Annotated in this window: 19 protein-coding genes and 1 pseudogene; 6 read left to right on the top strand and 14 right to left on the bottom strand. The window is 72.9% G+C overall.

Translation table 11 applies throughout. The annotated features are described in order from the left end of the window. Positions 1-54 precede the first annotated feature (54 nt). From ACLQ3B_RS16330 to ACLQ3B_RS16320, 3 genes and pseudogenes are all read right to left on the bottom strand, one after another. Positions 55-909: a DUF3152 domain-containing protein gene (locus ACLQ3B_RS16330; RefSeq protein ID WP_425781544.1), complete on the bottom strand. Its 855-nt coding sequence runs from the start codon at positions 907-909 to the stop codon at positions 55-57. A 5-nt stretch (positions 910-914) separates the two neighbouring features. Next, positions 915-1,889, bottom strand: coding sequence for an alpha/beta fold hydrolase (locus tag ACLQ3B_RS16325; protein WP_425781542.1), 975 nt, complete (start codon positions 1,887-1,889; stop codon positions 915-917). A gap of 23 nt (positions 1,890-1,912) precedes the next feature. After that, positions 1,913-3,535: pseudogene (locus ACLQ3B_RS16320) on the bottom strand (hypothetical protein); the annotation flags it as partial. A gap of 1,988 nt (positions 3,536-5,523) precedes the next feature. On the opposite strand from ACLQ3B_RS16320, the gene ACLQ3B_RS16315 reads away from it, so the two are divergent. Further along, on the top strand, positions 5,524-6,162 hold the full coding sequence (locus ACLQ3B_RS16315) for a TetR/AcrR family transcriptional regulator (protein WP_110563158.1): 639 nt from the start codon (positions 5,524-5,526) through the stop codon (positions 6,160-6,162). 64 nt (positions 6,163-6,226) lie between these two features. Then, positions 6,227-6,454 carry a DUF3107 domain-containing protein gene (locus tag ACLQ3B_RS16310; protein ID WP_088950288.1) on the top strand — a complete coding sequence of 76 codons (228 nt, stop codon included), beginning with the start codon at positions 6,227-6,229 and terminating at the stop codon, positions 6,452-6,454. Positions 6,455-6,529: 75 nt separating this feature from the next. Here ACLQ3B_RS16310 and ACLQ3B_RS16305 read toward each other — a convergent pair whose 3' ends face one another. Continuing rightward, the gene (locus ACLQ3B_RS16305; protein ID WP_425781540.1) at positions 6,530-7,165 is read right to left on the bottom strand and encodes a ferritin-like fold-containing protein; all 636 of its coding nucleotides are present in this window, start codon (positions 7,163-7,165) and stop codon (positions 6,530-6,532) included. Positions 7,166-7,693: 528 nt separating this feature from the next. On the opposite strand from ACLQ3B_RS16305, the gene ACLQ3B_RS16300 reads away from it, so the two are divergent. Both ACLQ3B_RS16300 and ACLQ3B_RS16295 read left to right on the top strand, forming a co-directional pair. After that, positions 7,694-9,394 carry a DEAD/DEAH box helicase gene (locus ACLQ3B_RS16300; protein ID WP_425781538.1) on the top strand — a complete coding sequence of 567 codons (1,701 nt, stop codon included), beginning with the start codon at positions 7,694-7,696 and terminating at the stop codon, positions 9,392-9,394. An 88-nt stretch (positions 9,395-9,482) separates the two neighbouring features. After that, positions 9,483-10,643 carry a class I SAM-dependent methyltransferase gene (locus ACLQ3B_RS16295; protein ID WP_425781536.1) on the top strand — a complete coding sequence of 387 codons (1,161 nt, stop codon included), beginning with the start codon at positions 9,483-9,485 and terminating at the stop codon, positions 10,641-10,643. A gap of 23 nt (positions 10,644-10,666) precedes the next feature. Here the strand turns inward: ACLQ3B_RS16295 and ACLQ3B_RS16290 are convergent, their stop codons facing one another. After that, positions 10,667-11,107 carry a hypothetical protein gene (locus ACLQ3B_RS16290; RefSeq protein ID WP_425781534.1) on the bottom strand — a complete coding sequence of 147 codons (441 nt, stop codon included), beginning with the start codon at positions 11,105-11,107 and terminating at the stop codon, positions 10,667-10,669. Positions 11,108-11,354: 247 nt separating this feature from the next. Here ACLQ3B_RS16290 and ACLQ3B_RS16285 point away from each other — a divergent pair, with 247 nt between their 5' ends. Next, the gene (locus ACLQ3B_RS16285) at positions 11,355-11,771 is read left to right on the top strand and encodes a helix-turn-helix domain-containing protein (protein ID WP_425781533.1); all 417 of its coding nucleotides are present in this window, start codon (positions 11,355-11,357) and stop codon (positions 11,769-11,771) included. A 161-nt stretch (positions 11,772-11,932) separates the two neighbouring features. Here ACLQ3B_RS16285 and ACLQ3B_RS16280 read toward each other — a convergent pair whose 3' ends face one another. The 3 genes from ACLQ3B_RS16280 to ACLQ3B_RS16270 all read right to left on the bottom strand — a co-directional run bounded on the left by ACLQ3B_RS16280 (position 11,933) and on the right by ACLQ3B_RS16270 (position 17,273). Beyond that, positions 11,933-12,859: a hypothetical protein gene (locus tag ACLQ3B_RS16280; RefSeq protein WP_425781531.1), complete on the bottom strand. Its 927-nt coding sequence runs from the start codon at positions 12,857-12,859 to the stop codon at positions 11,933-11,935. Between the two features lie 389 nt (positions 12,860-13,248). Next, positions 13,249-15,381: a DEAD/DEAH box helicase gene (locus ACLQ3B_RS16275; protein ID WP_425781529.1), complete on the bottom strand. Its 2,133-nt coding sequence runs from the start codon at positions 15,379-15,381 to the stop codon at positions 13,249-13,251. A gap of 56 nt (positions 15,382-15,437) precedes the next feature. Beyond that, a complete protein-coding gene (locus ACLQ3B_RS16270) occupies positions 15,438-17,273 on the bottom strand; it encodes a BTAD domain-containing putative transcriptional regulator (protein WP_425781527.1) in 1,836 nt (611 codons plus the stop codon). Positions 17,274-17,420: 147 nt separating this feature from the next. Between ACLQ3B_RS16270 and ACLQ3B_RS16265 the strand changes: the two genes are divergently transcribed. Beyond that, positions 17,421-18,242, top strand: coding sequence for a hypothetical protein (locus tag ACLQ3B_RS16265; protein ID WP_425781525.1), 822 nt, complete (start codon positions 17,421-17,423; stop codon positions 18,240-18,242). A 156-nt stretch (positions 18,243-18,398) separates the two neighbouring features. Here ACLQ3B_RS16265 and ACLQ3B_RS16260 read toward each other — a convergent pair whose 3' ends face one another. The 6 genes from ACLQ3B_RS16260 to ACLQ3B_RS16235 form a co-directional block, all read right to left on the bottom strand. Next, entirely contained in the window at positions 18,399-19,502 is a 1,104-nt protein-coding gene (locus ACLQ3B_RS16260; RefSeq protein WP_425781523.1) for a branched-chain amino acid ABC transporter permease, read from the bottom strand. Then, positions 19,499-20,389, bottom strand: coding sequence for a branched-chain amino acid ABC transporter permease (locus tag ACLQ3B_RS16255; protein ID WP_425781521.1), 891 nt, complete (start codon positions 20,387-20,389; stop codon positions 19,499-19,501). The genes ACLQ3B_RS16260 and ACLQ3B_RS16255 overlap by 4 nt, the downstream gene beginning before the upstream one ends. After that, the gene (locus ACLQ3B_RS16250) at positions 20,389-21,117 is read right to left on the bottom strand and encodes an ABC transporter ATP-binding protein (protein ID WP_425781519.1); all 729 of its coding nucleotides are present in this window, start codon (positions 21,115-21,117) and stop codon (positions 20,389-20,391) included. Before ACLQ3B_RS16250 ends, ACLQ3B_RS16255 begins: the two co-directional genes overlap by 1 nt. Further along, a complete protein-coding gene (locus tag ACLQ3B_RS16245) occupies positions 21,114-21,857 on the bottom strand; it encodes an ABC transporter ATP-binding protein (RefSeq protein ID WP_425781517.1) in 744 nt (247 codons plus the stop codon). Before ACLQ3B_RS16245 ends, ACLQ3B_RS16250 begins: the two co-directional genes overlap by 4 nt. Positions 21,858-21,859: 2 nt before the next feature. Further along, a complete protein-coding gene (locus tag ACLQ3B_RS16240) occupies positions 21,860-23,059 on the bottom strand; it encodes a substrate-binding domain-containing protein (RefSeq protein WP_425781515.1) in 1,200 nt (399 codons plus the stop codon). A gap of 219 nt (positions 23,060-23,278) precedes the next feature. After that, a complete protein-coding gene (locus ACLQ3B_RS16235; RefSeq protein ID WP_425781513.1) occupies positions 23,279-23,509 on the bottom strand; it encodes a hypothetical protein in 231 nt (76 codons plus the stop codon). Between the last annotated feature and the right edge of the window lie 131 nt (positions 23,510-23,640).

The following is a 23,640-nucleotide window of genomic DNA, read 5'->3' as shown; positions in this document are numbered from 1 at the left end:
GCCGCAAGACGCCTGATGGAGGGGTCGACGATCGACGTGTCGGGCCGATCGGCTTCAGAGGGCAGGGCCGGCGTAACGACGCCCGTTGACGTACGGCCACGGGTTGACGAGGCACCCGTCGAGGAAGAGCGTCTGCTGCATCATCACCGGCGCCGGCCGGCCCGCACCGGGACAGCGCTCGTGTCGATGCCCAAGCTGGTGGCCCACCTCGTGATTGACCACGTACGTCCGGTAGACCGTCAGCGGCACACCGGCCGAGACCAAGTGCGGCACCGACAACCGCCACCGGTCCAGGTTGATGATCACCCGGCCGGGCGCCCGACAGGACGTGTACGGCCGGCCACCCACCCGAATGTCCACCCCACCCTCGGCGCACATCCGACCCGCGGTGCGGGCGGTGGCCAGGTAGACGGTGAAGTCGCGAGGCGCAGCCCCGGACACCTGCTGTAGCCGTAGCCGACCGCTGTCGACCCAACTGCCCGGCCCGGCGAGCGCCGCCTGAACCGCCTGGGCGAAGCCGACGGTGTCCTCGGCACTACCCGACTCCACCGCGACCCGGTAACGCCGCAGCTCACCCGCCCGACCCAGCACCGGGCCGGAGCGGGCGTCATAGCCGAACCTGCCCGTGCCGGCGCTCGGAACCGCGCCGGGCACCCGCAACACCGCGGGCGGACTGGACGGGACCGCGTCGGAGGGCGAGGGGTCGGCCGGCGGCGGCAACGGCCCGGCGACCAGCGGCGGCGACACGCCGATCCGCTCGACAGCCAACCGGTCGGCGCCGCGGTGCCCACCCGACCCCTCGGCGATCACGGTCACCGCCGCGCCGACGGCCACCACCACCGCCACCAGTTGGGCGAGCAGCGCGAGCCGTCGCCGACGGCGAACGGGATGGCGCTCTGAGCTGGGCATCCACGTCAGCCTGCCAGATCAGACCGCCCCGCGGCGTCCTCCGTTTCGGCGAGCAGACCGACCACCGCGCGGGCAACCAGCCGGGGAACCTCCAACTGCGCCACATGACCGACACCGTCGAGCATCATCAACCGGCTGTCCGGAATGACCCGGGCGGTCTGCGGCGCGACCCGCACGTCCACCAGGCGGTCCTGCCGGCCACCCACCACCAGCGTCGGTGCGCGTACCGCCTCGGCGAGGCGCCACAGCGACCCCGACCCCGGCAGGTACGCCCGCAGGAAACTGGAGACCAGCCCCCGGAACGTCCGGACATACGCGGCGGCGTAGTGCTCGGCCTCGTAACGCACCCGGATCTCCTCCAGCGCCTCGGCCCGGCGCTGATCGCAGATCCGGCTGAGGTCGGCGACACACGCCTCCAGCACCTGCTGGGCCATCACCTCGGGCGCGAGCTGGGTGAGCCGTTTGGCGACCAGCCGCTCGCCCAGCGGAATGGCGAGCACCGGCAACATCCGCCCCTGCAACGAGCGCCGGAAATCCAGGAACGGCAGCGCCGGAGAGATCAGGGTGAGGGTACGGACCAGGTCCGGCCGGAGCCCGGCGACCTGCACCGCGACCGCGCCGCCCAGCGAGTTGCCGAACAGGTGCACCGGACCCCGACCGGAATGCTCGATCCAGCGGACGACCAGATCCGCGAAGGCCGGGATCGTGTAGCGCGGCCCCGGCTCGCTCCGGCCGAAGCCGGGCAGGTCGATGGCCTGACCGTCCAGTCGGTCGGAGAGCAGCCCGGCCAGGTCCGTCCAGTTCTGCGACGACCCGCCCAGCCCGTGCACGTACAGCGCCGGCTGTGCGCCCGCGGCGGTGGCCGGGGTGTCCCGCACGTAGGTGACCAGACCGTCGAGGCGTACCTCCCGGCCGGGCCACGGTGGCGGAACGCGGTCGTCGGGGAGCAAATGGTCCGGCCAGAGGGTGGCGCTTCTCATTGCTCCAGTCTGCCCTGGACCACTCAGGACAGCAGCGCCTCCAGCCGCCGGTTGACCGCCGCCAGCGTCGCCCGGACCACAGCCTGCCGCGGATCACCCGCGACCAGGGCCGACCCGGCGAGCTGCTCGACCCAGCCCTCACAGACCAGCAGCGCCACCACGGTGGCCACTTCACAGTTGCCGAACGGCACCACCGCCGCGTGTTCGACGAAGCAGCGCCCCCGCTCGGCGTTCTCGGCGCCACGCAGCAACTCGTCCACCGCGGCGGCCGCCGCCACCGCGCACAGCCGCAGCACGTAGCCGTCCACCGCCGGCCCGGTGGCGTACCCGGAGGCGCTGTCTTCCCCGGCCAGCAGCCGGACCTCCACGTTCGCGTCCAGGCCGAACGTGCTGACCTGCACGTGGTCGATCACCACCCGGGGCCCCGGCTCGCCGCCGGTCTCCAGCGGCCGGGACGGCGCCGACTCCGTCGTGGTCACCTGACCACCGGAGTACGACGTGCCCAGCGTCGCCGGGCTACCGGTCGCGGCGCCGGCCGGCGCGGCCGAGACCGATCCGGGTTCCTCCACCGTGGCGCGACCCCGGTGCGGAGCGTTCGACCGGCGGCGACGCGTCGGGTCCGTGGTGGTCCGCTGCTCCGGGCCTGCCGGCGCGGCCTCGACCCGACCGCCGGACGGGCGGACGACCGTCGGTGGCTCGGCCGCCCGAACCTCGCCGGGATCGCGCGAAGCCGCGTTTCGAGTCTCCGGGGTACGCCGCTCGGCGGGCTCGGCCGCGCGACGGCGAACCGGCGGAGGTGCCGTGGTGGGCAGGCCGGGCACGTTCTGCGGGGCCGCGGCCAACCCCATCCGCTCCTGGAGAAGCCGGGCGACCTGCCGGCTCACCTCGGCCGGGTCGGCGCCGTCGGCCAGGTCCAGTCGCAGGCTGTGCGCCCCGGCCGGCGTACGGCGCAGGGCCGCGTCGCGGACACCCGCCACCTCCCGGACGGCGTCCAGGATGGCGTTGACGTCGAACCCCTCGGGGCGTTCCCGCAGTGGGGCTGGTTCGTCCTCCCGACGCAGGTGGGTGGCGATGCGGGCGAGTTCCGGGGTTTCGGCGGGTGGCTCCACGGCTGGCGGCTCCGGCACGACGGGCACGTCCGGTTCCGCGGGGACGCGCTGCGGCAGCACCACCGCGCTCGGGGCCGACTGCTGGCCAGCGCCGGCCGGGGCCGACTGGTGGCCAGCGCCGGCCGGCAACGTCGGGTCGGCTGCGGATCGGCGCGCCGCGTAGGGAGAGACAGACGCCGGTGCGGGCTGATCGCGACGGCCGGGACCGTTCGTGGCGGCGGGCGGGACCGCTGCGAGGGAGGACGGGGTGGCCTCGGTCGACGACGGGTCGCTGGCCGGCGCGGCCGACTGGGGCGACTCGACGGACGACGGACCGGGCTCGGGCGCCGCCGGCCGGAGCCGGAACGGTGCGGTCGGCCGGATCTGGGGCCGGGCCTGGCCGGGCGTCTCGCCGCCGTCTCCCCCACCGGTGCTGGCCGATCGACTGGTCGGCCAGGACGGTCGCTCGACCGGGGTCGCGGGGAGCCGGCCCTCGGACCAGTCCGGCCGCTCGGACCGGGAACTGCTGGCCGTCGGCGAACCCCTGGTCCAGGACGGACGCTCCGCCACCAGCGACGGGCCCGCCGGAGCCGGCGGCGCCTCGGTCAGCGAGGGAGGTGGCCCGGCTGGTGCCGGAGGCGGCCCGGCGGGTGCCGGAGGTGCCGGCTCGGCCACTGCGGCCTGGTCGGCCGGTGACGGACTGGAGGCCCAGGAGGGCCGCGTCGGCGAGGCGCTGGCCGGTGCCGGATCGGACCCGCCGGCCCAGGCCGGCCGCGTCGACGCCGCGCCGGTCGCGGGCGGTTCAGACCCGCCAGCCCAGGACGGCCGCACCGGCGGCACGCTTGTCGCAGCCTCGGACCCGCCAGCCCAGGACGGCCGCACCGGAGGCACGCTGGTCGGCGTCGGATCGGACCCCCCGGCCCAGGACGGCCGCGCGGGTGACGCGCTGGTGGGGTCTGGTTCTGTCCCGCCAGCCCAGGACGGCCGCGCCGGAGACGCGCTCGCGGGATCCGGCTCTACCCCACCCGCCCAAGACGGCCGCGCCGGAGACGCGCTCGCGGGATCCGGCTCTACCCCACCCGCCCAAGACGGCCGCGCCGGAGACGCACTCGCGGGATCCGGCTCTACCCCACCCGCCCAGGACGGACGGTCGGGCCGTGGTCCGCCGGTCGCTCCAGACCCCGGCCAGGACGGACGGTCTGCGGGCGGGCCACTGGTCGGCGTCGCACCACCGGCCCAGGACGGACGGTCGACCGGTGGCGCGCTGGTCGGTTCCGCGGCGCGCTCCGGCGCGGACTCGGATTCACTCCGGCCGGGTTCGTACGCGCGGGGCTGATCGGCGCGGACCGGCTCGTACGGGCGAGGCACCTCGGCGCGCACCGGCTCGTACGGCTGGTTGGGCTCGGCGACCCAGCCCGGCGCCGACTCGTCAGGTGCTGCCGGGCCGACCGGCTCGTCGTCCTGGCGGGACCAGGGCGGGGCCCACCCGCCGCCCCAACTCGGACGGTTCCAGCTCGGGCCCGACCAGTCGGGCTCGATGGCCGACGACTCCCCGGCCCGGTGCGCGTCGCCGGGACGGTGCACGTCCCCGACGCGGGGTGTCTCTGCGGGCCGGGGACCGTCGGCAGCGCGACCGGGCTCGCCCTCGTCGGAGCGCCCGGCCGGCCCCGGGGTGCGTCCCGAGGTCGCCGCGTGCTCCGGTGCGAGCGGGTCCCGCCAGTCGCGTGGCGCGGTCGGATTCTCGTCGGCGGCCAACCGCTCGCCGGTCGGCGCGTGGAAGCCGGGCGGCACCTCGAAACCCGACGCGGAGGTGCCGACGGGCGGCACCTGGACGGCCGGCGGGGCCGAGGTGGGCAACCCGGGCTCGGCCCAGCGGGCACGGTGCGCGGCAGCCGGATCGACGGTGGAGTGTGGGGCGGGGCCCGGGTCGGACTCGGCGGCGTCCCGCTCCCCCGGCGGTGCGGGACGTTGGGCGGGCACCACGAGCCGATCGCCGGCCGCCCCGGGGCGGCCCTCGCCGGGCGGTGCGCTTACCGGTGTGGGGCGTCCCGCCTGCGGTTCGAGACCCGGGTTGTGGACGCCGTTGACGTCGTCCGGCGGGTGCGCGCCGTTGACGCGGTGGCCGTTGGTACGGCCCGGCGACTCGGGGTCACCCGACCGCCCGACCAGCGGCGCCGGGAGGTCACCGTGTCGTGTCGAGGAGGTGCGCCAGCCCGACCCGGGGTCGGTCTGCCAGCGCGGCGCCTCGTCCCGGGCGTCCTCGCGGTCGGCGGCTCGGGGCCACCCACCCGCCGGAGGCGCCCACCCGCTGACGGAACGGCTCGGGTCGTCGTGCTGACCCGCTCCGTCACCGTGCTCTCCCGGGGTGGCGGCTCCGGGTTGCCCTGTTTCACTCACCGCGCGCTCCTTGGTCGCCCCCGCTGAGGCTACCGTGTGCCGAGAGTGGCGATAAGTTACAGCGGCGGGCCATTTCCACGACGGAGGTCACGGGCCTCGCCCGGTCTGGGGGGAAAATGCCGGCTCGTACGGAGAACTCGGAGGATCCCATGACCGCTGCGGGGAACGGTGCACAGACCGCTGGCCGGCCAACCCGCCTGCCCCGCTCCGCGCGTCGAAAGCAGCTTCTCGCTGCGGCGCAGGAGGTGTTCGTCGCGCAGGGCTACCACGCCGCCGCGATGGACGACATCGCCGAGCGGGCCGGAGTGTCGAAGCCGGTGCTCTACCAACACTTTCCCGGAAAGATGGATCTCTACCTGGCGCTGCTCGACACGCACTGTGACGCCATCGTCGCTCAGGTGCAAGATGCGATGCGCGGCACCAGCGACAACAAGGAGCGGGTCGGCGCGTCGGTACGGGCGTACTTCGACTTCGTCGACCACGAGAGCGAGGCGTTCCGTCTCGTCTTCGAGTCGGATCTGCGCAACGACCCGGCGGTACGGCAGCGGGTGGAGCGGGTCGAGCAGGGCTGCATCGCGGCGATCACCGACACCATCATCTCCGACACCGGGGTGAGCCGGGCACACGCCGAGTTGCTCGCCTCCGGGCTGGTCGGCGCGGCGGAGACGGCCGCGCAGTTCTGGCTGGCCGGTGGCCGGCAGGTGCCGAAGGCCGAGGCCGAGGCGTTGGTGGCCGCACTGTCGTGGCGGGGCATCGCGAGCTTCCCGCTGCAAGGTGAGTCAGCCTGACCGCCGACCCCGTGATCGGATAGCCTTCGCAGGGCGGTTCTTTCGCCCCAGTTGAGGAGGCACAGTGGAGGTCAAGATCGGCGTGCAGTACGCGCCGCGCGAGCTGGTAGTGGACAGCGCGCAGTCGCCGGCCGAGATCGAGCAGATCGTGACCGACGCCTTCGCCGGCAACGGCGGCACGCTCTCCCTGACCGACGAGAAGGGCCGGCGGGTCATCGTTCCGGTCGAGAAGGTCGCCTACGTCGAGATCGCCGAGGCGTCGTCCCGGGCGGTCGGGTTCACCGTTCGCTGACCGGTCCGGCCATCGCGGCAGGTCGGCACTCGGCCCACCTGCCGCAGGCCGGCACCGGCCCGACCAGCCGGGCGATCAGTTGTTCAGCCCGGCGGCGGTCATCCGCGCGGTGTGCGCGGTGGTGAGTCTGCCGAACAGCCCAGGCACGTCGACCCGGCCGTCCCGCGCGATCAGCGCGGTGAGTGTGGCCCGCTCGGCGGCGACGCGCCCGGCCTGGGACAACGCCTCGCCGACCAGCCGCCGGGCCCACATCGAGAGTCGACCAGCCACTCGGGGGTCGTCGGCGACGGCCACCCGGATCTCCGCCGCCGCGAAGTCCGCGTACCGGGAGTCGTGCAGGACGTCCAGCACCAACGCCCGGTCCGGTTCCTCCAGCGCGTCGGCGATCTCGCGAACGAAGTCGTCGGTGATCGCGTCGCCGACGTACGCCTTGGTGACCACTTCCGCCCAGTCCCGCGGCTCCGTCGAGTCGTGGTACGCCTGCACCGCCTCGACATAGGGCGCCATCGCGACCTCCGGTGGTACGCCCAGCGCGGTGAGCCGGTCGGCGAGACGCCGGTAGTTGGCGATCTCGGCTGCGGCCATCTCACTCAGTGCGGCCCGGCGGCGCAGGTCAGGAGCGAGCCGGGCGTCGCCGGCCATCCGCTCGAAGGCGAGCAGCTCACCGAAGGCGACGAGTCCCAAAAGGTCAGCGACGGCGAAACCAGACACGAGCGGCAGGCTACCGCGCCCGCGGCCCGCGCCCGTGTCCCGCCCCGGCCCGCGCCGGCCCGAACCCCCGGCCGCGTCGATCATGGAGTCGTGGTGCCTGCCTTCTTGCGCTTTACGACCTTCGTCCCCCACCACAACTCCATGATCGACGCGGCCGGGGGCGCGGGTGGGGCGAGTCGGGGGCGGGGCGCGGGGCAGAGCGGGGCGCGGGGCGGGGGCAGGGCGGGGCGCGGGGCAGGGCGGGGCGCGGGGCGGGGGCAGGACGGGGGCGGGGCAGGTTATGTGGCGTAGGTCACATTTTGTTGCCCCGCGTGGCTGGTGGCGGACCGGGAATCGGGACGTGGGTGTGCCTGTTCAGGTAACATGGAGCAGTTGCCGTGGGCGCCGATCTGATCGAAGCTCAGCCCGCGGCGCGCGTGCGGCCCGGTCCGGCTCGGCTATCTGCCGCCGACCGTGTGGCCCGCGTCATACCGAACGCGCCCTGAGGACATGACGGGCGCACCCACGAGAGGGCACCCCCACATCCACATGAGCGACCTGACTCAAGATTTGCTGGACGGCCAGGAACTGGCCCCCACCGCCCCGGTTCGACCGGAGGCCCCCACATTCGCCGCACTCGGCGCCCGCGCCGAGACCGTCGAGGCCCTGGCCTCGGCCGGCATCACCCGCGCCTTCGCCATCCAGGAGTACGCGATCCCGATCGCGCTGCGCGGCGTCGACCTGATCGGTCAGGCGCCCACCGGCACCGGCAAGACCCTCGGCTTCGGCGTACCGCTGCTCGATCGGGTCTTCGCCCCGGGCGAGGGCAGCGACGGCGTCCCCCAGGCGCTGGTCGTCGTCCCCACCCGTGAGCTGGGCATCCAGGTCGCCAAGGATCTGGCCGCCGCCGGCCGGACGCGCGGCGTCCGGGTGCTGCCGATCTACGGCGGCGTGGCGTACGAGCCGCAGATCGACGCGCTGCGCAAGGGCGTCGAGATCCTGGTCGGCACCCCCGGTCGACTGATGGACCTGCAGAAGCAGAAGCACCTCCGTCTGGACCGGGTGCACGCACTCGTCCTCGACGAGGCCGACCGGATGCTCGACCTGGGCTTCCTCGACGACGTCGAGAAGATCCTGGCGATGCTTCCGGAAGACCGGCAGACGATGCTCTTCTCGGCCACCATGCCGGACCCGATCGTCACCCTGTCGCGGCGCTTCCTGCGCCAGCCGATGACGATCCACGCCGGGCACACCGCCGAGACCGGCCCGTCGCCGCAGACCCAGCAGCTGGTCTACCGCACCCACTCGATGAACAAGGTCGAGGTGGTGGCGCGCATCCTCCAGGCGGAGGGGCGTGGGCTGACCATGATCTTCACGCGTACCAAGCGGGCCGCCGACCGGGTCGCCGAGGACCTCGACTTCCGCGGGTTCGCGGTCGCCGCGGTGCATGGTGACCTTGGTCAGGGCGCTCGCGAGCGGGCCCTGCGGGCCTTCCGGGCCGGCAAGATCGACATTCTGGTCGCCACCGACGTGGCGGCCCGAGGGCTGGACGTCACAGGCGTCACCCACGTCATCAACTACGACTGCCCGGAAGATCAGGACACCTACACCCACCGGATCGGTCGTACCGGCCGGGCCGGCGCGACGGGTGTCGCGGTGACCTTCGTCGACTGGGACGACATGCCGCGCTGGCGGATCATCGACAAGACCCTCGGTCTGGAGATGCCGGAGCCGCCGGAGACGTACCACACGTCGCCGCACCTCTACACCGACCTGCACATCTCCACCGAGGTCAGCGGCACGCTGCCCACGGCCGAGCGCACCCGGGCCGGGCTGTCCGCCGAGATCGAAGAGGATCTGGGTGGGACGACCCGCTCCCGCCGGGGCGACAGCGGTGGTCGAGGCCCGCGACGCGGTGAGAGCCGTGGCGAGGGTCGCGGCGAGGGTCGCGGCGAGCGCCGTGGTCGGGGCGACGGCCGCCGTGACCGCTCCGACGCCGACACCCCGGCCGTCGCCGAGGCGCCTGCGTCCGACAGCGCCGACGACAGCACCCGTACCCCTCGCCGCCGGCGTCGCCGCCGTGCCGGCGAGGTGGTCGCGGCCGAGACGACCGCGGTGATCTCCGCCGACGCCGGCCCCGCAGAGCCGGCCGCCGCGTCCGACGGTGAGGCGTCCAAGCCGCGCCGCCGCCGGCGCCGCCGTGGTGGCGGTTCCGGCGCGGGTACGCCGGCCGAGGCGACCGCGGACTGACCACCAGCCACATCTGACATCCCCCGCACCGCCTCGCGCGGTGCGGGGGATGTTCCCTTCTCCCACCCCACCTGCCGAAGATGGAACGATGCCGCAATCACTGGACGCCGCCCTGACCGAGGTTCGGGCGCTGCTGCTCGACCCCGCGCTGACCCGGGCGGTCGCCGCCGGACGCCGCCGCGGACGCCGCCCCACAGTCGAGCGGGCCGAACTGCGGCCGGTGACGCTCAAGGCCGGGCCCCGGATGCAGATCACCACGTCCGACGGCGCTCGCCCGTACACCCGCAACATCGCCCCCGGTCCGGAGGCCGCCCTGGCGGTGGACGAGTTGTTGGCCGAGCCGTTCGGCAACTGGCACGTCGAGACGGCCGAAGCGACCCTCCAGCTGCGGGTGACCAAGTCCGGCGAAGCGCAGGTGCACAGGGCCGCGACGTCCCGCCCGGCGGCGACGCCGGCCGGAAACGACAGGGCCAAGGAGTACCTGCTCGACCCCGGTGACCCGATCTTCACCGAGATCGGCGGTTCGGCGGCCAAGCGCCGCCAGGTGGACGCGTTTCTGCGCGCCCTGGCCGCGACCCTGCCCGACGACCTGACCGGCCCGCTACGGGTGGTCGACCTGGGCTGCGGCAACGCCTACCTGACATTCGCCGCGTACCGCTACCTGACGAGTCGAGGGCTCGACGTCCAGTTGGTCGGCGTGGACGTCCGGGAGGACCAGCGGCGGCGCAACACCGAGCTGGCGCAGCGGCTGGGCTGGGCCGACCAGGTCAGCTTCGTGGCCGGGACGATCGCCGACGCCGTCGTCGACCCCGCCCCCGACCTGGTGTTGGCGTTGCACGCCTGCGACACCGCCACCGACGAGGCGCTGGCCCGCGCTGTGCGCTGGGAGGCCCGCTGGGTGTTGGCCGCGCCGTGTTGCCACCACGATCTGGCGAAGCAGCTCCGCGCCCACCCCGCCCCGGCCCCGTACGAGCTGCTGACCCGGCAGGGCATCCTGCGCGAGCGGTTCGCCGACGTGCTCACCGACGCCCTGCGTGCCGGGTTGCTGCGGGCGCACGGGTACCGGGCCGAGGTGGTGGAGTTCGTGGCGTCACAGCACACGCCACGTAACCTGCTGATCCGCGCACGTCGTACCGGTGCTGAGGCGACCGAGCCGCAGCACGCGGAGTACCGCGAGCTCGTGGACCAGTGGCAGGTCGTCCCCCGGCTGCAGACCCTGCTGGCCGTCGGAGAGACGCCCGGCGCCTAGCCCCTGGGTGCGCTCCTGGGTGCCTAGCGCCGGCGGTCCCGGCCACCGTTGCGCTCGCTGACGCCACGGTCGAGGACGGACACCCGATCGGCACCGGGTCGCTGGGCGGTCCACTCACCGTCGCCCGGGGCGATCGGGAATGGTAAGACCTTGCCTCCGGTCTCGGCGTTGCCGGCTGCCGCGAAGGCGTTCCAGGAGATGTCCACCAGCAGCTTCTTCACCTCGGCGTGCCGGATGGCGGCGTTGTGTTGCAACGCCATCCGGGCGCCGAGCAGGACCGCGACCAGCGTGGTGGTGATGGCGCCGGTGGCAGCCAGCACCTGGAGGCCGGTCGCGGAGTCGGTGTGGAGCACCAGGACCAGCAACCAGACCCAGAACGCGGCGGCGAAGACGCCGGCCTTGGCGACGAAGAAGAGGCTCACCGCACCGGGCTGGTGCGGCTGGGGGCGGCACGATTCGGCCATGGTGCTCCTCGGCGGTGGTCCGGTCGGGCGCGGCAGGCGAGAGATGCCATGTCGGGACGGGCACCGAGCCTAATCGAAGAACAACGATGATCGCTCGGTGCAATTTTCGTTCTGCACACACGCTTCCAGAGAAAAGTCTCGTCCACGGGACAGTTTGTGCGGTCAGTCAATTGCTTCCGACTCCAGGCGTACTACCCTCGGAAGGCGCATCGTCCCAGTGCTCCGGCGGGAGGGAAGACACACAGGGATGGGATCAGCCGACCTGTCACCGCAGATGGCCTTCGCCCGCTTCGTCCGGCGTGCCATCGATGACGCTCGCGACGAACGTGGCTGGACCGTGACTGATCTTGCCTCACACACGGGCGTCGGTCGCTCCACCGTGTTCCGCTGGCTCGCCGGTGACTGGCAGGATTATCCCGAGTTGGCCAAGGTGCGCGGCTTCTGCGCCGCACTGGATCTGCCGGTGGCCGCCGCGTTCCGCGCGCTCGGGTTGCCCGACGCGGGCCCCGCACCCCGCCGACGCCATGACGACGGCCCGGTCGAGGCCGACGTCCGGGCCATCCTGGACCGGCTGGCCGACCCGGCGGTCCCCGCCGAGGAGAAGCACCACATCCGGGACCTGCTCCGCTACCTGGCCCGCCGCCCCATCCGCCGAGCCGGCTAATCCCCCAGCCCCCAACCCCCCACCCCCAACCCCACCCCCACCCCCACCTTCGTCGGCGTTGATCATGAAGTTATTGCCACGACACGCCGCCCCGAGGGGCAATAACTTCATGATCACCGGGGGCGGGCCGGGGGGCGAGAGACCGGGGGGCGGGGGCACTGTTAGGGGACGGTCAGGGTGAACTCGGCGGTTCGGACTTCGGCGTCTACCTGGAAGTCGAGGTAGAGGCGGTAGCGGCCGGGGCCGGGGGTGGTCAACCAGAACTTGATCTGACCGTCCACCAGCTCGGTCTCCGGGTGCACGTGCAGGTAGCCGAGGTCGCCCTCGCGCAACGCCACCAGGTGCCCGTACGCCCCGAGGTACCGCTCCAACGGGGCGGTGCCGCCAGCGCCGTCGACCCGGAAGGTCAACGGCACGGTCGTCCCGGCCTGCGGGGTGCCCTGGTAGCCGACGGTGAAGTCGTCCACGGTGGTCGAGGTGGCCGGCCCCGGCAGTGGACGGGGCTGGTAGTCGCCGGGCGCGACCAGGTCCGTGCCGAGGGTCACCGCAGTCTGGGTGCCGTTGTCGGCAACGACTGTGAAGTCGGCGTACGCGCGCCAGAGGCCGGCTTGCGCGAGGGTCAACGGCACCGACCAGGTGCCGTCCGCCGCCATGGTCGGGTGCAGGTGCTGGTAACCGGTCAGGTCCCGCCGGACGACGATGAGGTGCATCGGCTTGTCGTGCACGATGGCGAACCGGGTGACTGGCCGGCGCTGCGCGTCGCGCACCTGGAAGCGGAGCTGACCGGGGCGACCCGCCGCGAACTCGGTGGCCAGGGGGGCCAGGGTCAACCCGGCGGAGCTGACCGCCAGACCGCCCGGCTCGGTGGCCGCGCCCTGATCGACGGCCGTGGCGGAGCCGTGGCTGTGCGGCGCGACCCCGGGCGGATCGGTGTGCTCGGCGGCCAGCGACGGGCTGCCGGTGGCGGCGCCGTTGACGTTCAGCCGGCCGAGGCCGAAGCCGAGCAGCACCGCCAGCACCAGCCCGCCGACCACCAGCGCCAGTCGGAGAGTGCTGCGGTCCGGCCCGGCGGAGACGTCATCGGCCACGGCCGACGCCCAACGCCTGGCCGGCGGCGGTCAGGTCCGTGCCTGCGTGTGCGCGGCGGACGGGCTGCTGGTCGGTCATGCCGCCCACGGTACCGCCGCGTCCGGCCGGGTCAGGCCGACGCCCGGACGGCGTGGCGACTGTCGCACTCGACGCCGCCCGGGAACTTTCCCACCCGACCGACGCAGACCGCCCCGCAGCGCTGGGCAGCACCCCGACCTGGGCGATCCCGGCGAGGCCCACAACCAGGCAGAGAGCACGAACACCGACGCGGACCGAGCAACGCCCCGACCGAGCACGGACACCGACGCGAAACGAGCAACGCCCCGACCGAGCACGGACGACGGCGCGGACCCGTGCAGCGCCGAGGACCGGCCCCGGACGCAGGGCGTCAGCCGGCCACGGCGAGGGCGAGCGGGAGCACGTCGGTCGCGCCGGCCCGGCGAAGTGCCCGGGTCACCAGCGTCATGGTCCAGCCCGAGTCGATCAGGTCGTCGACGAGCAGCACCGGCCCGTCCAGCCCGGCCAGCGCGTCGGCCAGGTCGGTCGACACGGTGAAGGTGTCGTGCAGCGCGCGTACCCGTTGGGCGCTGTTGCCGCGCGGCCCGGCTGGCCCGCCGGGGCCGGCCGCGGTGACCTCGCCGAGCAGCGGCAGCCGGCCCACGGCGGCGATCCGCTCGGCGAGCGAGCCGAGCAGCCGGGGCCGCCGCCGGGAACCGACCGCGACCACCGCCACCGGTCGTCTGGGCCACGGGTTGTCGCCGTGCGCCCACGCCTTCAGCACCTCCACGACCGCAGCGGCGACGTCGTCGGGCACCGGCGCGTCCGGTGCTTCCGGGCCGACGAGATCACGCAGCCGGCCACCCCAGCCCAGGTCGGAGAGGCGCCCGACGGCCCGGCCCGGCAGCGCCTGGTCCGCGGGGGCGATCCGGCCCTTGAGGGGTACGCCGACCGCGTCGAGCCCGGTCGGCCAGAGCTTCTTCGGCGCGATCTCCACGCCGGGTCGGCCCAGGAAGGTCTGCGCGGCGGCGAGCGCGGACGTCGACACGTCGGCGGCGAAGAGTGGGTCGGCGCACCTGTCGCACCGGCCGCAGTCGGCCGCCGCGGTGTCGTCCAGGCGTTCCCGTAGATACCGCATCCGGCAGTCGGACGTGGTCGCGTACTCCCGCATGGCCTGTTGTTCGACGGTGCGCGCCTCGGCGACGCGGCGCAACCGGGCCTCGTCGTAGACCCACGGCTCGCCGGTGGCGAGCCAACCACCGCGCACCCGGCGGACCGCGCCGTCCACGTCGAGCACCTTGAGCATCAGTTCCAGCCGGGCCCGGCGCAGGTCGACGAGGGGTTCGAGGGCCTGGGTGGAGAGCGGGCGGTCGGTGTGCAGGGCGGCCAGCACGGCCCGGACCTGCTGCTCCGGTGGGAACGCCAGCGAGGCGAAGTAGCGCCAGATCGCGGCGTCCTCCACGCCGGGCAGCAGCAGCACCTCGGCGTGCTCGACGGCGCGGCCGGCGCGGCCGACCTGCTGGTAGTACGCGATCGGCGAGGGCGGTGCGCCGAGGTGGACGACGAAGCCCAGGTCGGGCTTGTCGAAGCCCATGCCGAGGGCGCTGGTGGCGACCAACGCCTTGATCTTGTTGTCGAGCAGGTCCTGCTCGGCGGCCCGCCGGTCGGCGTCGTCGGACTGCCCGCTGTACGAGGCGACCGGGTAGCCCCGGGAGCGCAGGAACTCGGCCGTCTCCCCCGCTGCCGCCACGGTCAGCGTGTAGACGATGCCCGAGCCGGGCAGCTGGTCCAGGTGGTCGGCGAGCCAGGCCAGCCGGTGCGCCGGGCTGGGCAGGTCGAGCACTCCGAGGCGCAGCGACTCGCGGTCCAGGGTGCCGCGCAGGATGAGGGCGTCGCCCAGTTGCTCGGCGACGTCCTGGGTGACCCGGGCGTTGGCGGTTGCGGTGGTCGCCAGCACGGGGGTGCGCTCGGGCAGCTCGGCGAGGAACGTCCGCAGCCGCCGGTAGTCCGGCCGGAAGTCGTGCCCCCAGTCGGAGACGCAGTGCGCCTCGTCGACCACCAGCAGGCCGGTGGTGGCGGCCAACTTCGGCAGTACCCCGTCGCGGAAGTCCGGGTTGTTGAGCCGTTCCGGGCTGATCAGCAGCACGTCGACGGCGCCGGTCTGGATCTCGGCGGTGATCTCGTCCCACTCGTCGAGGTTGGCCGAGTTGATCGTGCGGGCCCGGATGCCGGCCCGCGCGGCGGCCTCGACCTGGTTGCGCATCAACGCCAGCAGCGGCGAGACGATGACTGTCGGCCCGGCCTGGTGGCCCTGTTCGCGGTCCCGGAGCAGGGCGGTGGCCACGAAGTAGACAGCTGACTTGCCCCAACCGGTCCGCTGGACGCACAGCACCCGCCGCCGATCGACGACAAGCGCCTCGATGGCACGCCACTGATCCTCGCGCAGCCGGGCGTGGTCACCGGCAAGCCGGCGCAGCACCGCCTCGGCCCGCTCCCGTACCGCTGCCCGCTCGTCCGACTCCACCCGGCATTTCTACCAGCGCCGAGCGCCTACGCCCCGGTCCGCGCGGGAGGTTCCGGTCACGATCCGGCAGGTGGCGGCTGCTCCGCGACGGGCACCGACGTCGGAGGCAGGAAGATCAGCAGCTCACGGAGGGGTTCGGTGGTGTCCGGAGGCAGCAGACAACGGCCCGCGAACTCTTCCATCGAGGCGTACGGGCCGCGCATCCAACGGTCCACCACGATCTGGCGGCACTGGTGCTCGGTGAGGCCGGGCAGCGTGGCGAGCACCTGCTCCGGGACGGCGTTGACATCGATCAGGCCACCGTCGTCGAAGCTCCGGGCCAGGTCGGGTCGGCCGAGGCGCAGCTCGCCGCGCGCCGCCGGGTAGTGGTACAGCAGGTAACGGGCGTGCTCCCGACGGACGCGCCGCTCGACGTCGACCTGATCGGCCGGGTTCACCCGCTGACTCCCGGTGATCGCCGCCCAGAGACCTCGACTGAGCAGGATCACGTGCACCGCCCCGACGATCCAGGTGATCAACGCCAGGCCGAAGAAGGAGAACGCGGTGACGCCCGGGACCTCGGCCTCCGGGTCCTCCATGTTGAGCAGGTTCACCTCGACGGTGATCAGGGCCAGGTAGCCGACGCCGGCGACGGCGAGACGCCAGCTACGCCGCCAGACCGCGTACGCGAGGATCACGGCCCAGGTGAGGCAGCCGGCGGAGAGCAGGACGAGTGCCGTACCGACGATCGTGGCAGCCCTGCTCGCCCAGCGCGGCGGCGGTGTCCTGACGCGCTTTGCACCGTTCGGGGACGGCGGCGCGCCAATCAGGGTCGACAGGTTCGGCGGGGGCCCGTACATCGGGAACGGCTCCGGAGCGTGGGTCGACAGCGGCGGCGAGCTGACGGGTGGTGGGCCGGCCTGCGGCGGCACGACCGCAGCTTCCGCTGGCAGTGCTCTGGTCGACGGATCATCCGGTCGCGCCGGAACTGTCGTCGGCGACCCGGCTGGTGGCCCGGCGGCGGGCGGTGCGGCGGGCGGCGCGGCGGGCGGCGCGGCGGGCAGCTCGGCGGGGGCCGGTGGTCCGGAGCTGGGCCTGGCCGGTTCGACGATCGTCGACGGCAGTGACACGGCAGTGGGCGGCAGTAGCGCCGGATCGGCCCGCAGCACGCGGCGGTGCAGGTCCTGGAGCGCGTCACCCGGCTCGATGCCGTACTCGTCGCGCAACAGGCCGCGAAAGTCCCGGTACTCGGCCAGCGCCTCCGCCTGCCGCCCGCTGCGATGCAGTGCCAGCATCAACTGGTGTCGCAGCCGCTCCCGCAGTGGAAACTCGGCGGTCAACTCGCGCAGCTCACCGACCATCTCCCCGTGCCGGCCCAGGCGTAGCTCCAGGTCTGCCCAGCTCTCCAGCGCGGTGGCCCGCAACTCCAGCCAACGCTGGCGGGCGGAGTCGAAGAACGGCCCGGCGAAGCCGCTGAACGGCTCGCCCTGCCACAACTCCAGTGTGGTCTTCAGCTCGGCCACCGCCTCGGCCGCCCGGCCCTCCGCGCGGAGCCGCTCGGCCCGGCGGATCCCCCGCTCGAACCTGATGGCGTCGACCGCGTCCGGCCCGACCCGGAGCTGGTAACCGGCGTCGGTGAGCGTCAGCACCTGACCAGGGCTACGCGGAGTGCGCTCGGGCTCCAGCACCCGACGCAGCCCAGCGACATATTTCTGCACCACGTTCGCACCGTTGGCCGGCGGCTCCTCGGGCCACACGGCGTCCACGATCTGCGTGGTGGTGACCGGACGGCCACCGGAGAGCAGGAGCACGGCCAGCACGGCCCGTTGCTTGCCGGGCCCCAGGTCGAGATCACGGTCGCCGTGCCAGGCCCGCTGGGGCCCGAGAACCTCGAAGCGCAGCTCACCTGACATGCGAGTTTCCGCTCCTGACACCCCACTGCCGGCGCCCCGTGAGTGCACCGCCGTCGGACCGCAGCATATCGGCAGTGGTTCCGCCGTACCGCCCGGCAGCATCTCTCCCGGCACAAGCCAAGCACCGTCAAGGAAAGAGATTCTGTGATGACGAACGGAACCGGCCACACCGGCACCATCCGGCGGACCGTCAGCACCCTGGTTGGCGTCATCGCCGCGACCACGCTGCTGGCCGGCTGCGGCCCGGACGGATCCGGTCCCGCCGCTGGCGGCAGCCCGAGCCCAACCCCCACGCCGAAGGAGGCGCTGCTCGCCGCGGTGCCGGACGGCACCGAGGGAGCGTTCCGGTTCACCGGGAAGGACTCCAGCTCGGACATCTCGGGTGTGGTGGACCCGGCCGCGAAGGGCATGGACCTCACTGCCGCGTACAAGGACCCGGAGCACGGCTTCACCACCCGGATGTCGTTCCTCCTGGTGAAGGAGCAGCTGTGGCTGAAGGTCAAGTTCACCGGCACCGAGGGGCTGACCGGGCTACCGAAGCTGCCGAACCGCTGGATGGAACTGGACCGCGCCAAGCTGACCGACCGGGAGACCGCACCGACGTACGAGGGGGCTGACGTCGGCAACGCCGGCCCGATCATCGAGGCCGCCACCTCGGTCGAGGCGAAGGACGGCCAGACGTACACAGGTGTGGTCGACCTGACCAAGGGTCAGGCCGGCGAGGCCGTCGGCGAGGAGGAGGTGGCGGCCCTGGGTGCGGCGGCCGGGCAGGTGCCGTTCACGGCCGTCGTCGGCCCCGACGGCAACCTCGCCTCGCTCACCCTGGCCATCCCCGCCGCCGGCAAGGCGAAGGCCTGGACGTACCTGGTGAAGTACGCCGAGTACGGCAAGGCGCCGAAGCTCGCCGCGCCGACCGGAAGCGCGGCACAGAAGGCGCCAAAGGTGGCCTACGACATGCTCAACAGCTGACCACCGGGGAGTCGCGGCCACACGGGGAGCCGCGCCTCCCCCCACCTCCCCCACCCAACCCCCACCCCGTCGATCATGAAGTTATCGCCATCCGGCACGGCGTGTCGTGGCAACAACTTCATGATCGACGGGGGTGAGGGTTGGGGGTGGGGGGTCTTAGCGGTGGGGGCGGAGGGTTCGGGTTAGGTGGGATAGGCGGGGGGCCAGGCTGGTTAGGCCTCCTGGGAAGAAGTAGACGGCCAGGATGAAGACCGTGCCCAGGACAAACAGCGGCTGGCTCAGCGGACGGCTCAGAATGGCCGGCAGGTTGTCCACCCCGTCGCTCGTGCCGAAGGCGGTGAGCCGGTGGTCCAGGTACATGTAGAGGACACCGCCGAGCACCGGACCCCAGCGGGTGCCCGGCCCGCCGAGCACCACCATGACCAGCAGCGACAGGGTCAGCTCGGAGGACGTGATGTGCGGCGACGCGCCGCCGACGATCAGGACGTAGACCACCCCGCCCGCCGACGCCAACCCGCCGGCCAGGGTGAACGCCACAAGCTTGTAGCGGTACGGGTCCAGCCCGAGCACGCCGATCCGCCGCTCGTCGTCGCGCAGCCCGGCGAGCACCCGCCCGGTCGGCGACCCGCTCACCCGGTGCACCACGAACACCACAAGGGTCAGGTACGCCAGCGCCAACCAGTACAGGTTGACCGTGTTGGTCACCCCGACCAGCCCGGCGGGCAACCCGGACACGTCCAGCGGCAGGCCCTCCTCGCCACCGGTGAGCCCGCCGAAGTCCCGTGCCACCAGGATCGCGCCCACCTGGGCGAACGCCAACGTGACCATGGCGAACGCGATGCCCACGGTCCGCAGCGCCACCGCGCCGAGCAGCGCCGCGAGGATCGTGCCGCCGGTGATGGTCAGCAGCGCCGCCTGCCACAGCGGCAGACCGGCCCGGGTGACCAGGATGTCGGTGCCGTAGACACCGGCGGCGAAGTACAGCGCGTGCCCGAAGGAGAGCATCCCGGTCCGGCCGAAGAGCAGGTCGTACCCGGCCGCCAACCCGCCGAAGATCAGGCAGATGGCGAGCAACTGCAGGGTGCCGGGTGAGTTGACCGGCCCCTCGAAGATCCCCGGCAGGGAGATCGTCGAGTACGGCAGGATCGCCAACACGGCAAGCGCCACAAGCGGCAGGAACGGGCGGATCCGGTGCCACCGCCCCCGCCGCGGACTCAGTTCGTCGGGCACCTGCGCGCGAGGCGCGTCGATCACCGTCATGCCGTTGCCACCTTTCCGGCGATGCCCTGCGGGCGCAGCAGCAGCACCACGGCCAGCAGCCCGACCACGCAGATGTCGCCCAGCCCGGACGTGCCGTAGTAGTTGACGAACTGCTGCACGAGCCCGACCACGACCGCCGCGTACGCGGAGCCGACCACCGAGCCCATGCCGCCGATCACCACCACGATGAACGCGAAGATCAGCAGCGAGCCGCCCTGCCCGGGCGAGACGGTGCCGAAGTAGACCCCGCCGAGCGCGCCGGCGAGCGCGGCGGCCGCCCCACCGATCGCGAAGACCAGGGTGAACGCCTTGCGGACGTCGATGCCCAGCGCGGTGACCATCTCCCGGTTCTCCACCCCGGCCCGGATCACCAGGCCGTACCGGGTCCAGCGCAGGAACGACAGGATCGCACCAAGCACCAGCACCGCCGCGACGATCAGCAACAGGCCCCCGTTGGGCACCTGCGCGCCGAGGATCCCGGTCACCTCCCGGGTCCAGTCCGGGCGCGGAAATGGCCGGGCGTCCGCACCCCAGGTGGCCTGGAGCAACGCCACCCCGGCCAGCGACAGCCCGACGGTGACCAGCACCTGTTCGATGGTGCGGGAGTAGAGCGGGCGGATCAGCACCAGCTCGACCAGGATCGCCACAAGCGTGCCGGCGGCCACCCCGAAGGCGACGGCGAACACGAAGCCGAACCCGTCCGGGCCGGCGCCCGGCAGGTTGCCGGCCGCCCACCAGGTGCCGTAGGCGCCGACGCCGAGGAACAGCCCGTGCGCGAAGTTGAGCACGTCGGCCAGACCGAAGACCAGGGACAGGCCGGAGGCGACCAGGAAGTACAACGCCGCCAGGCCCAGCCCGGTCAACGCCAACAGAATCACGGTGCCCATCAGTGAGACACCTCCGCGGAGCCCACACCCAGCAGCGACTTCGTCAACGCGGTCTCCACCAGCAGCTCATGGGCGTCGCCGGTCCAGGCCACCTTGCCGGCGGCCAGCACCACCGCGTCGCGGGCCAGTCGGCGTACGACGGCCAGGTTCTGCTCGACGAGCAGCACCGGCACCGACTCCGCGACCCGTTCCAACACCTCGGCCACCTCGGTCACCACCTTCGGCGCCAACCCCTTGGTCGGCTCGTCGACCAGCAGCAGCCGGTTGTCGTTGAGCAGCACCCGCCCGATGGCGAGCATCTGCTGCTGCCCGCCGGACAGCGAACCGGCCCGTTGCCGTCCGCGCCGGTCCAGCTCCGGAAAGAGCGCGAAGACCTTGTCGTACGCCGGAGTGGTGCCGCGCCGCTCGGCGAGCCGCAGGTTCTCGGCGACGGTGAGCCCGGCGAACACGCAGCGGTCCTCGGGCACGTAGCCGAGCCCGCCCCGGACCAGCCGGTGCGTCGGCCGGGCCAGCAGGCTCTGCGCGCCCATCCGGATGGTGCCGCGGACCTCCCCGGCGGGCGGGGTGAGGCCGACGATCGCGCGCAGCGTGGTGGTCTTGCCGACGCCGTTGCGACCGAGCAGGACTGTCACGCCGGTCGGGGCGACCGTGAAGGACACGCCTTGGAGGATGTGCAGCCCGGAGATCCGGACCGACAGTTCCTCCACGGTGAGGATCGGCTCGGTCATAGCGCCTCCCCCAGGTAGGCCTCTTGCACGGTGGGGTTGGCCATCACCGTCTCCGGGGTGTCGCAGGCCAGCAGCGCGCCGTGGTGCATGACGGCGATGCGGTCGGCCAACTCCAGGATGACGTCCATGTGGTGTTCGACCATCAGCACCGCCCGGCCGCTGTCGCCGGTCAACGACTTGATGACGGCGACCAGTTCCGGTACGTCCTCGGCGCTGACCCCGGCCATCGGCTCGTCCAGCAGCATCACCCGCGGTTCACCGGCGAGCAGCAGGGCGATCTCCAGCTTGCGCTTCTCGCCGTGGGCCAGGGTGCCGGCGAGGGCCGTACCCCGGTGGGCGAGGCCGACCCGGTCGAGCGCCGCGTCGGCGGCGGCGGCGACCTCCCGGTCGGCCGCCGCCCGCCGCCACAGCGCCATCGAACCCCCACGGTGCGCCTGCACGGCGAGCCGGACGTTCTCCCGCACGCTGAGCGAGCCGAAGACCGAGGACGCCTGGAAGGTACGGCCCAGGCCGAGGCGGGCCCGCCGGTGCGGCGGCAGCGCCCCGATGTCCTGCCCGTCCAGGACGATCCGGCCCTCGGTGGCCCGGCGCAGGCCGGTGATCAGGTTGAACAGTGAGGTCTTGCCGGCGCCGTTCGGCCCGATGACGCCCAGGAACTCCCCGGGCGCCAGATCGAGGTAGACGCTGTCGACGATGGCGACCTCACCGATCCGCCAGGTCAGACCGCGGGTGGCGAGCATGGTCAGCCCTTCATGGCCACGGCCGGCGGCGCGGTCTCGTCACCGGTGAGGCTCTTCTGCGCGGTCGCGGTGAACGCGGTGCCGCTGCCGGTCAGCTTCGCCTGGAACATCGGCTGCAGCAGCGCGTGGTCGGCGGCCCGGATGGTCATCTTGCCCTTGACCCCGTCGAAGCTCCAGCCCTCCAGCGCGGTGACCATCTTGTCGACGTCGTCCCCACCGTCCTGGGCGGCGCGGACCACCATCTGCGCGGCGGCGAAACCGTCCGGGTGGAACAGGTCGATGGTGTTGACCTTGGCCTTCAGCGCCTTGCTGGCCTCGGTGTCGCTGGCGCCGTCGAAGTAGTGCGACAGGAAGGAGATCTTCGCGCCGGCCGCACCGAAGGTCGGCCACGAGGCGCGGATGTCCAGGCCGGTGACGACGGTGGTGGACGAGAGCACGCCCTGCTGGTCGAGGGTCTGCCACATGGCCGGGGCGGTCGTGCCCGCCCACGCCACGAAGAGCAGGTCCGGCTTGGCGGTCTTGATCTGGCTGGCGAACGGGGTGAACTCGGTGGCACTGGCCGGGGCCCGGACACTGCTCACGGTCGCGCCCGCGGCACCGATGACCGCCTTGACGGCCGCCTCGTTGGCGTCGCCGAACGCGCCGTCCTGGGCGAAGACCACTACCTTCTTTCCGGCCGGGTCACCGATGAACGACTTGGCGGTCACCACGTCCTGGTAGGACTGGCGGCCGGAGCGGAACGTGTACTTGTTCGCGCCGGTGACCGCGTCGGTGGCGGCCGGGCCGGAGATGAACAGGACCTTGTTCTGCGCCGCGATCGGGGCGACCTGGAGCGCCACGCCGGAGGCGGTGGAGCCGGCGATGATCTTCGTACCCTTGCCGATCAGGTCCTTCGCCGCGGAGACCGCCTTGGCCGGGTCGCCCGCATCGTCGACCTCGGTCAGTTCGATCTTCCGGTCACCGACCTTGCCGGTGCCCTTGGTGGCGAAGTCCAGCCCCGCCTTGAACCCCTCGATGTACTGCTTTCCGTAACTGGCCAGGGCTCCCGACTGGGAGTACACCAGGCCGACCTTGACCGGCGCGGCGCTGTCGCCGCCGCCGGTGGCGGTGTCCTGCGGGCTGCCACAGGCCGTGGCGGCCAGCGCCGCGGCCATCATCGTGGCGGCGGAGAGGAACACCCGCCGCGTCGTCCGGACCGTCATTGCGACTCCACATGAGGACTCGGAGGGAGAGAACTTCTTCGTGACGGCTCACGCTAGAAGTGACGTCACCCACGAGCTATGTGGCGGAAACACACAAGTAACAGGATTGAGGTGGCCAGAGGTTACAAACCCGGGTAGCTCCGGTCTGAAGTCCGGGTAGCAGATGGGCACCGTCCCTACCGCGCCGGCGGCCGCTGTGTCGGCACCCGCCACCGATGGTCACCCGCCGCCGCGCCGCGAGGTGGTCGGTGGACAGTCACCGTCGTGGCCGGCGGGCCGCCGGCAGCGCCGGCCACCGCCGAGCAACCGGTCGCGGAATACCCAGTGGCGTACGCCCTGCGCGTCCTCCGCCGAGACGGTAACGCCGCCGCCGTCCATGTCGGGCAGGAAGACCAGTGCCCGGGTAACCGCCTGGGCCAGCCGCAACGCGCACGACCGTGAGCTGATCACCGGCCAGCCGGGCCGGGGCACCTACGTGGCCGAACGACCTGCCCGATAACGCTCCGCCACCGCGCCCACCGACGACGAGGGTTCCCGCGCCGAAATTCCGCCTCAGGGCTGAGCCGGTGTCAGATCATGGA

It is taken from the genome of Micromonospora sp. DT53 (genome assembly GCF_049841535.1).
GTDB lineage: Bacteria > Actinomycetota > Actinomycetes > Mycobacteriales > Micromonosporaceae > Micromonospora.
The sequence above is the reverse complement of the archived record's forward strand: the minus strand, read 5'-3'. Positions and strand labels throughout refer to the sequence as shown.

What these genes read in the sequence shown, in the direction of transcription:
- ACLQ3B_RS16300 (WP_425781538.1), top strand. Translation starts at nt 7,694, where the DNA reads ATGAGCGACCTGACTCAAGATTTGCTGGACGGCCAGGAACTGGCCCCC.
- ACLQ3B_RS16325 (WP_425781542.1), bottom strand. Translation starts at nt 1,889, where the DNA reads ATGAGAAGCGCCACCCTCTGGCCGGACCATTTGCTCCCCGACGACCGC.
- ACLQ3B_RS16250 (WP_425781519.1), bottom strand. Translation starts at nt 21,117, where the DNA reads ATGACCGAGCCGATCCTCACCGTGGAGGAACTGTCGGTCCGGATCTCC.
- ACLQ3B_RS16270 (WP_425781527.1), bottom strand. Translation starts at nt 17,273, where the DNA reads ATGTCAGGTGAGCTGCGCTTCGAGGTTCTCGGGCCCCAGCGGGCCTGG.
- ACLQ3B_RS16240 (WP_425781515.1), bottom strand. Translation starts at nt 23,059, where the DNA reads ATGACGGTCCGGACGACGCGGCGGGTGTTCCTCTCCGCCGCCACGATG.
- ACLQ3B_RS16315 (WP_110563158.1), top strand. Translation starts at nt 5,524, where the DNA reads ATGACCGCTGCGGGGAACGGTGCACAGACCGCTGGCCGGCCAACCCGC.
- ACLQ3B_RS16290 (WP_425781534.1), bottom strand. Translation starts at nt 11,107, where the DNA reads ATGGCCGAATCGTGCCGCCCCCAGCCGCACCAGCCCGGTGCGGTGAGC.
- ACLQ3B_RS16265 (WP_425781525.1), top strand. Translation starts at nt 17,421, where the DNA reads ATGACGAACGGAACCGGCCACACCGGCACCATCCGGCGGACCGTCAGC.
- ACLQ3B_RS16245 (WP_425781517.1), bottom strand. Translation starts at nt 21,857, where the DNA reads ATGCTCGCCACCCGCGGTCTGACCTGGCGGATCGGTGAGGTCGCCATC.
- ACLQ3B_RS16330 (WP_425781544.1), bottom strand. Translation starts at nt 909, where the DNA reads ATGCCCAGCTCAGAGCGCCATCCCGTTCGCCGTCGGCGACGGCTCGCG.
- ACLQ3B_RS16260 (WP_425781523.1), bottom strand. Translation starts at nt 19,502, where the DNA reads ATGACGGTGATCGACGCGCCTCGCGCGCAGGTGCCCGACGAACTGAGT.
- ACLQ3B_RS16255 (WP_425781521.1), bottom strand. Translation starts at nt 20,389, where the DNA reads ATGGGCACCGTGATTCTGTTGGCGTTGACCGGGCTGGGCCTGGCGGCG.
- ACLQ3B_RS16285 (WP_425781533.1), top strand. Translation starts at nt 11,355, where the DNA reads ATGGGATCAGCCGACCTGTCACCGCAGATGGCCTTCGCCCGCTTCGTC.
- ACLQ3B_RS16295 (WP_425781536.1), top strand. Translation starts at nt 9,483, where the DNA reads ATGCCGCAATCACTGGACGCCGCCCTGACCGAGGTTCGGGCGCTGCTG.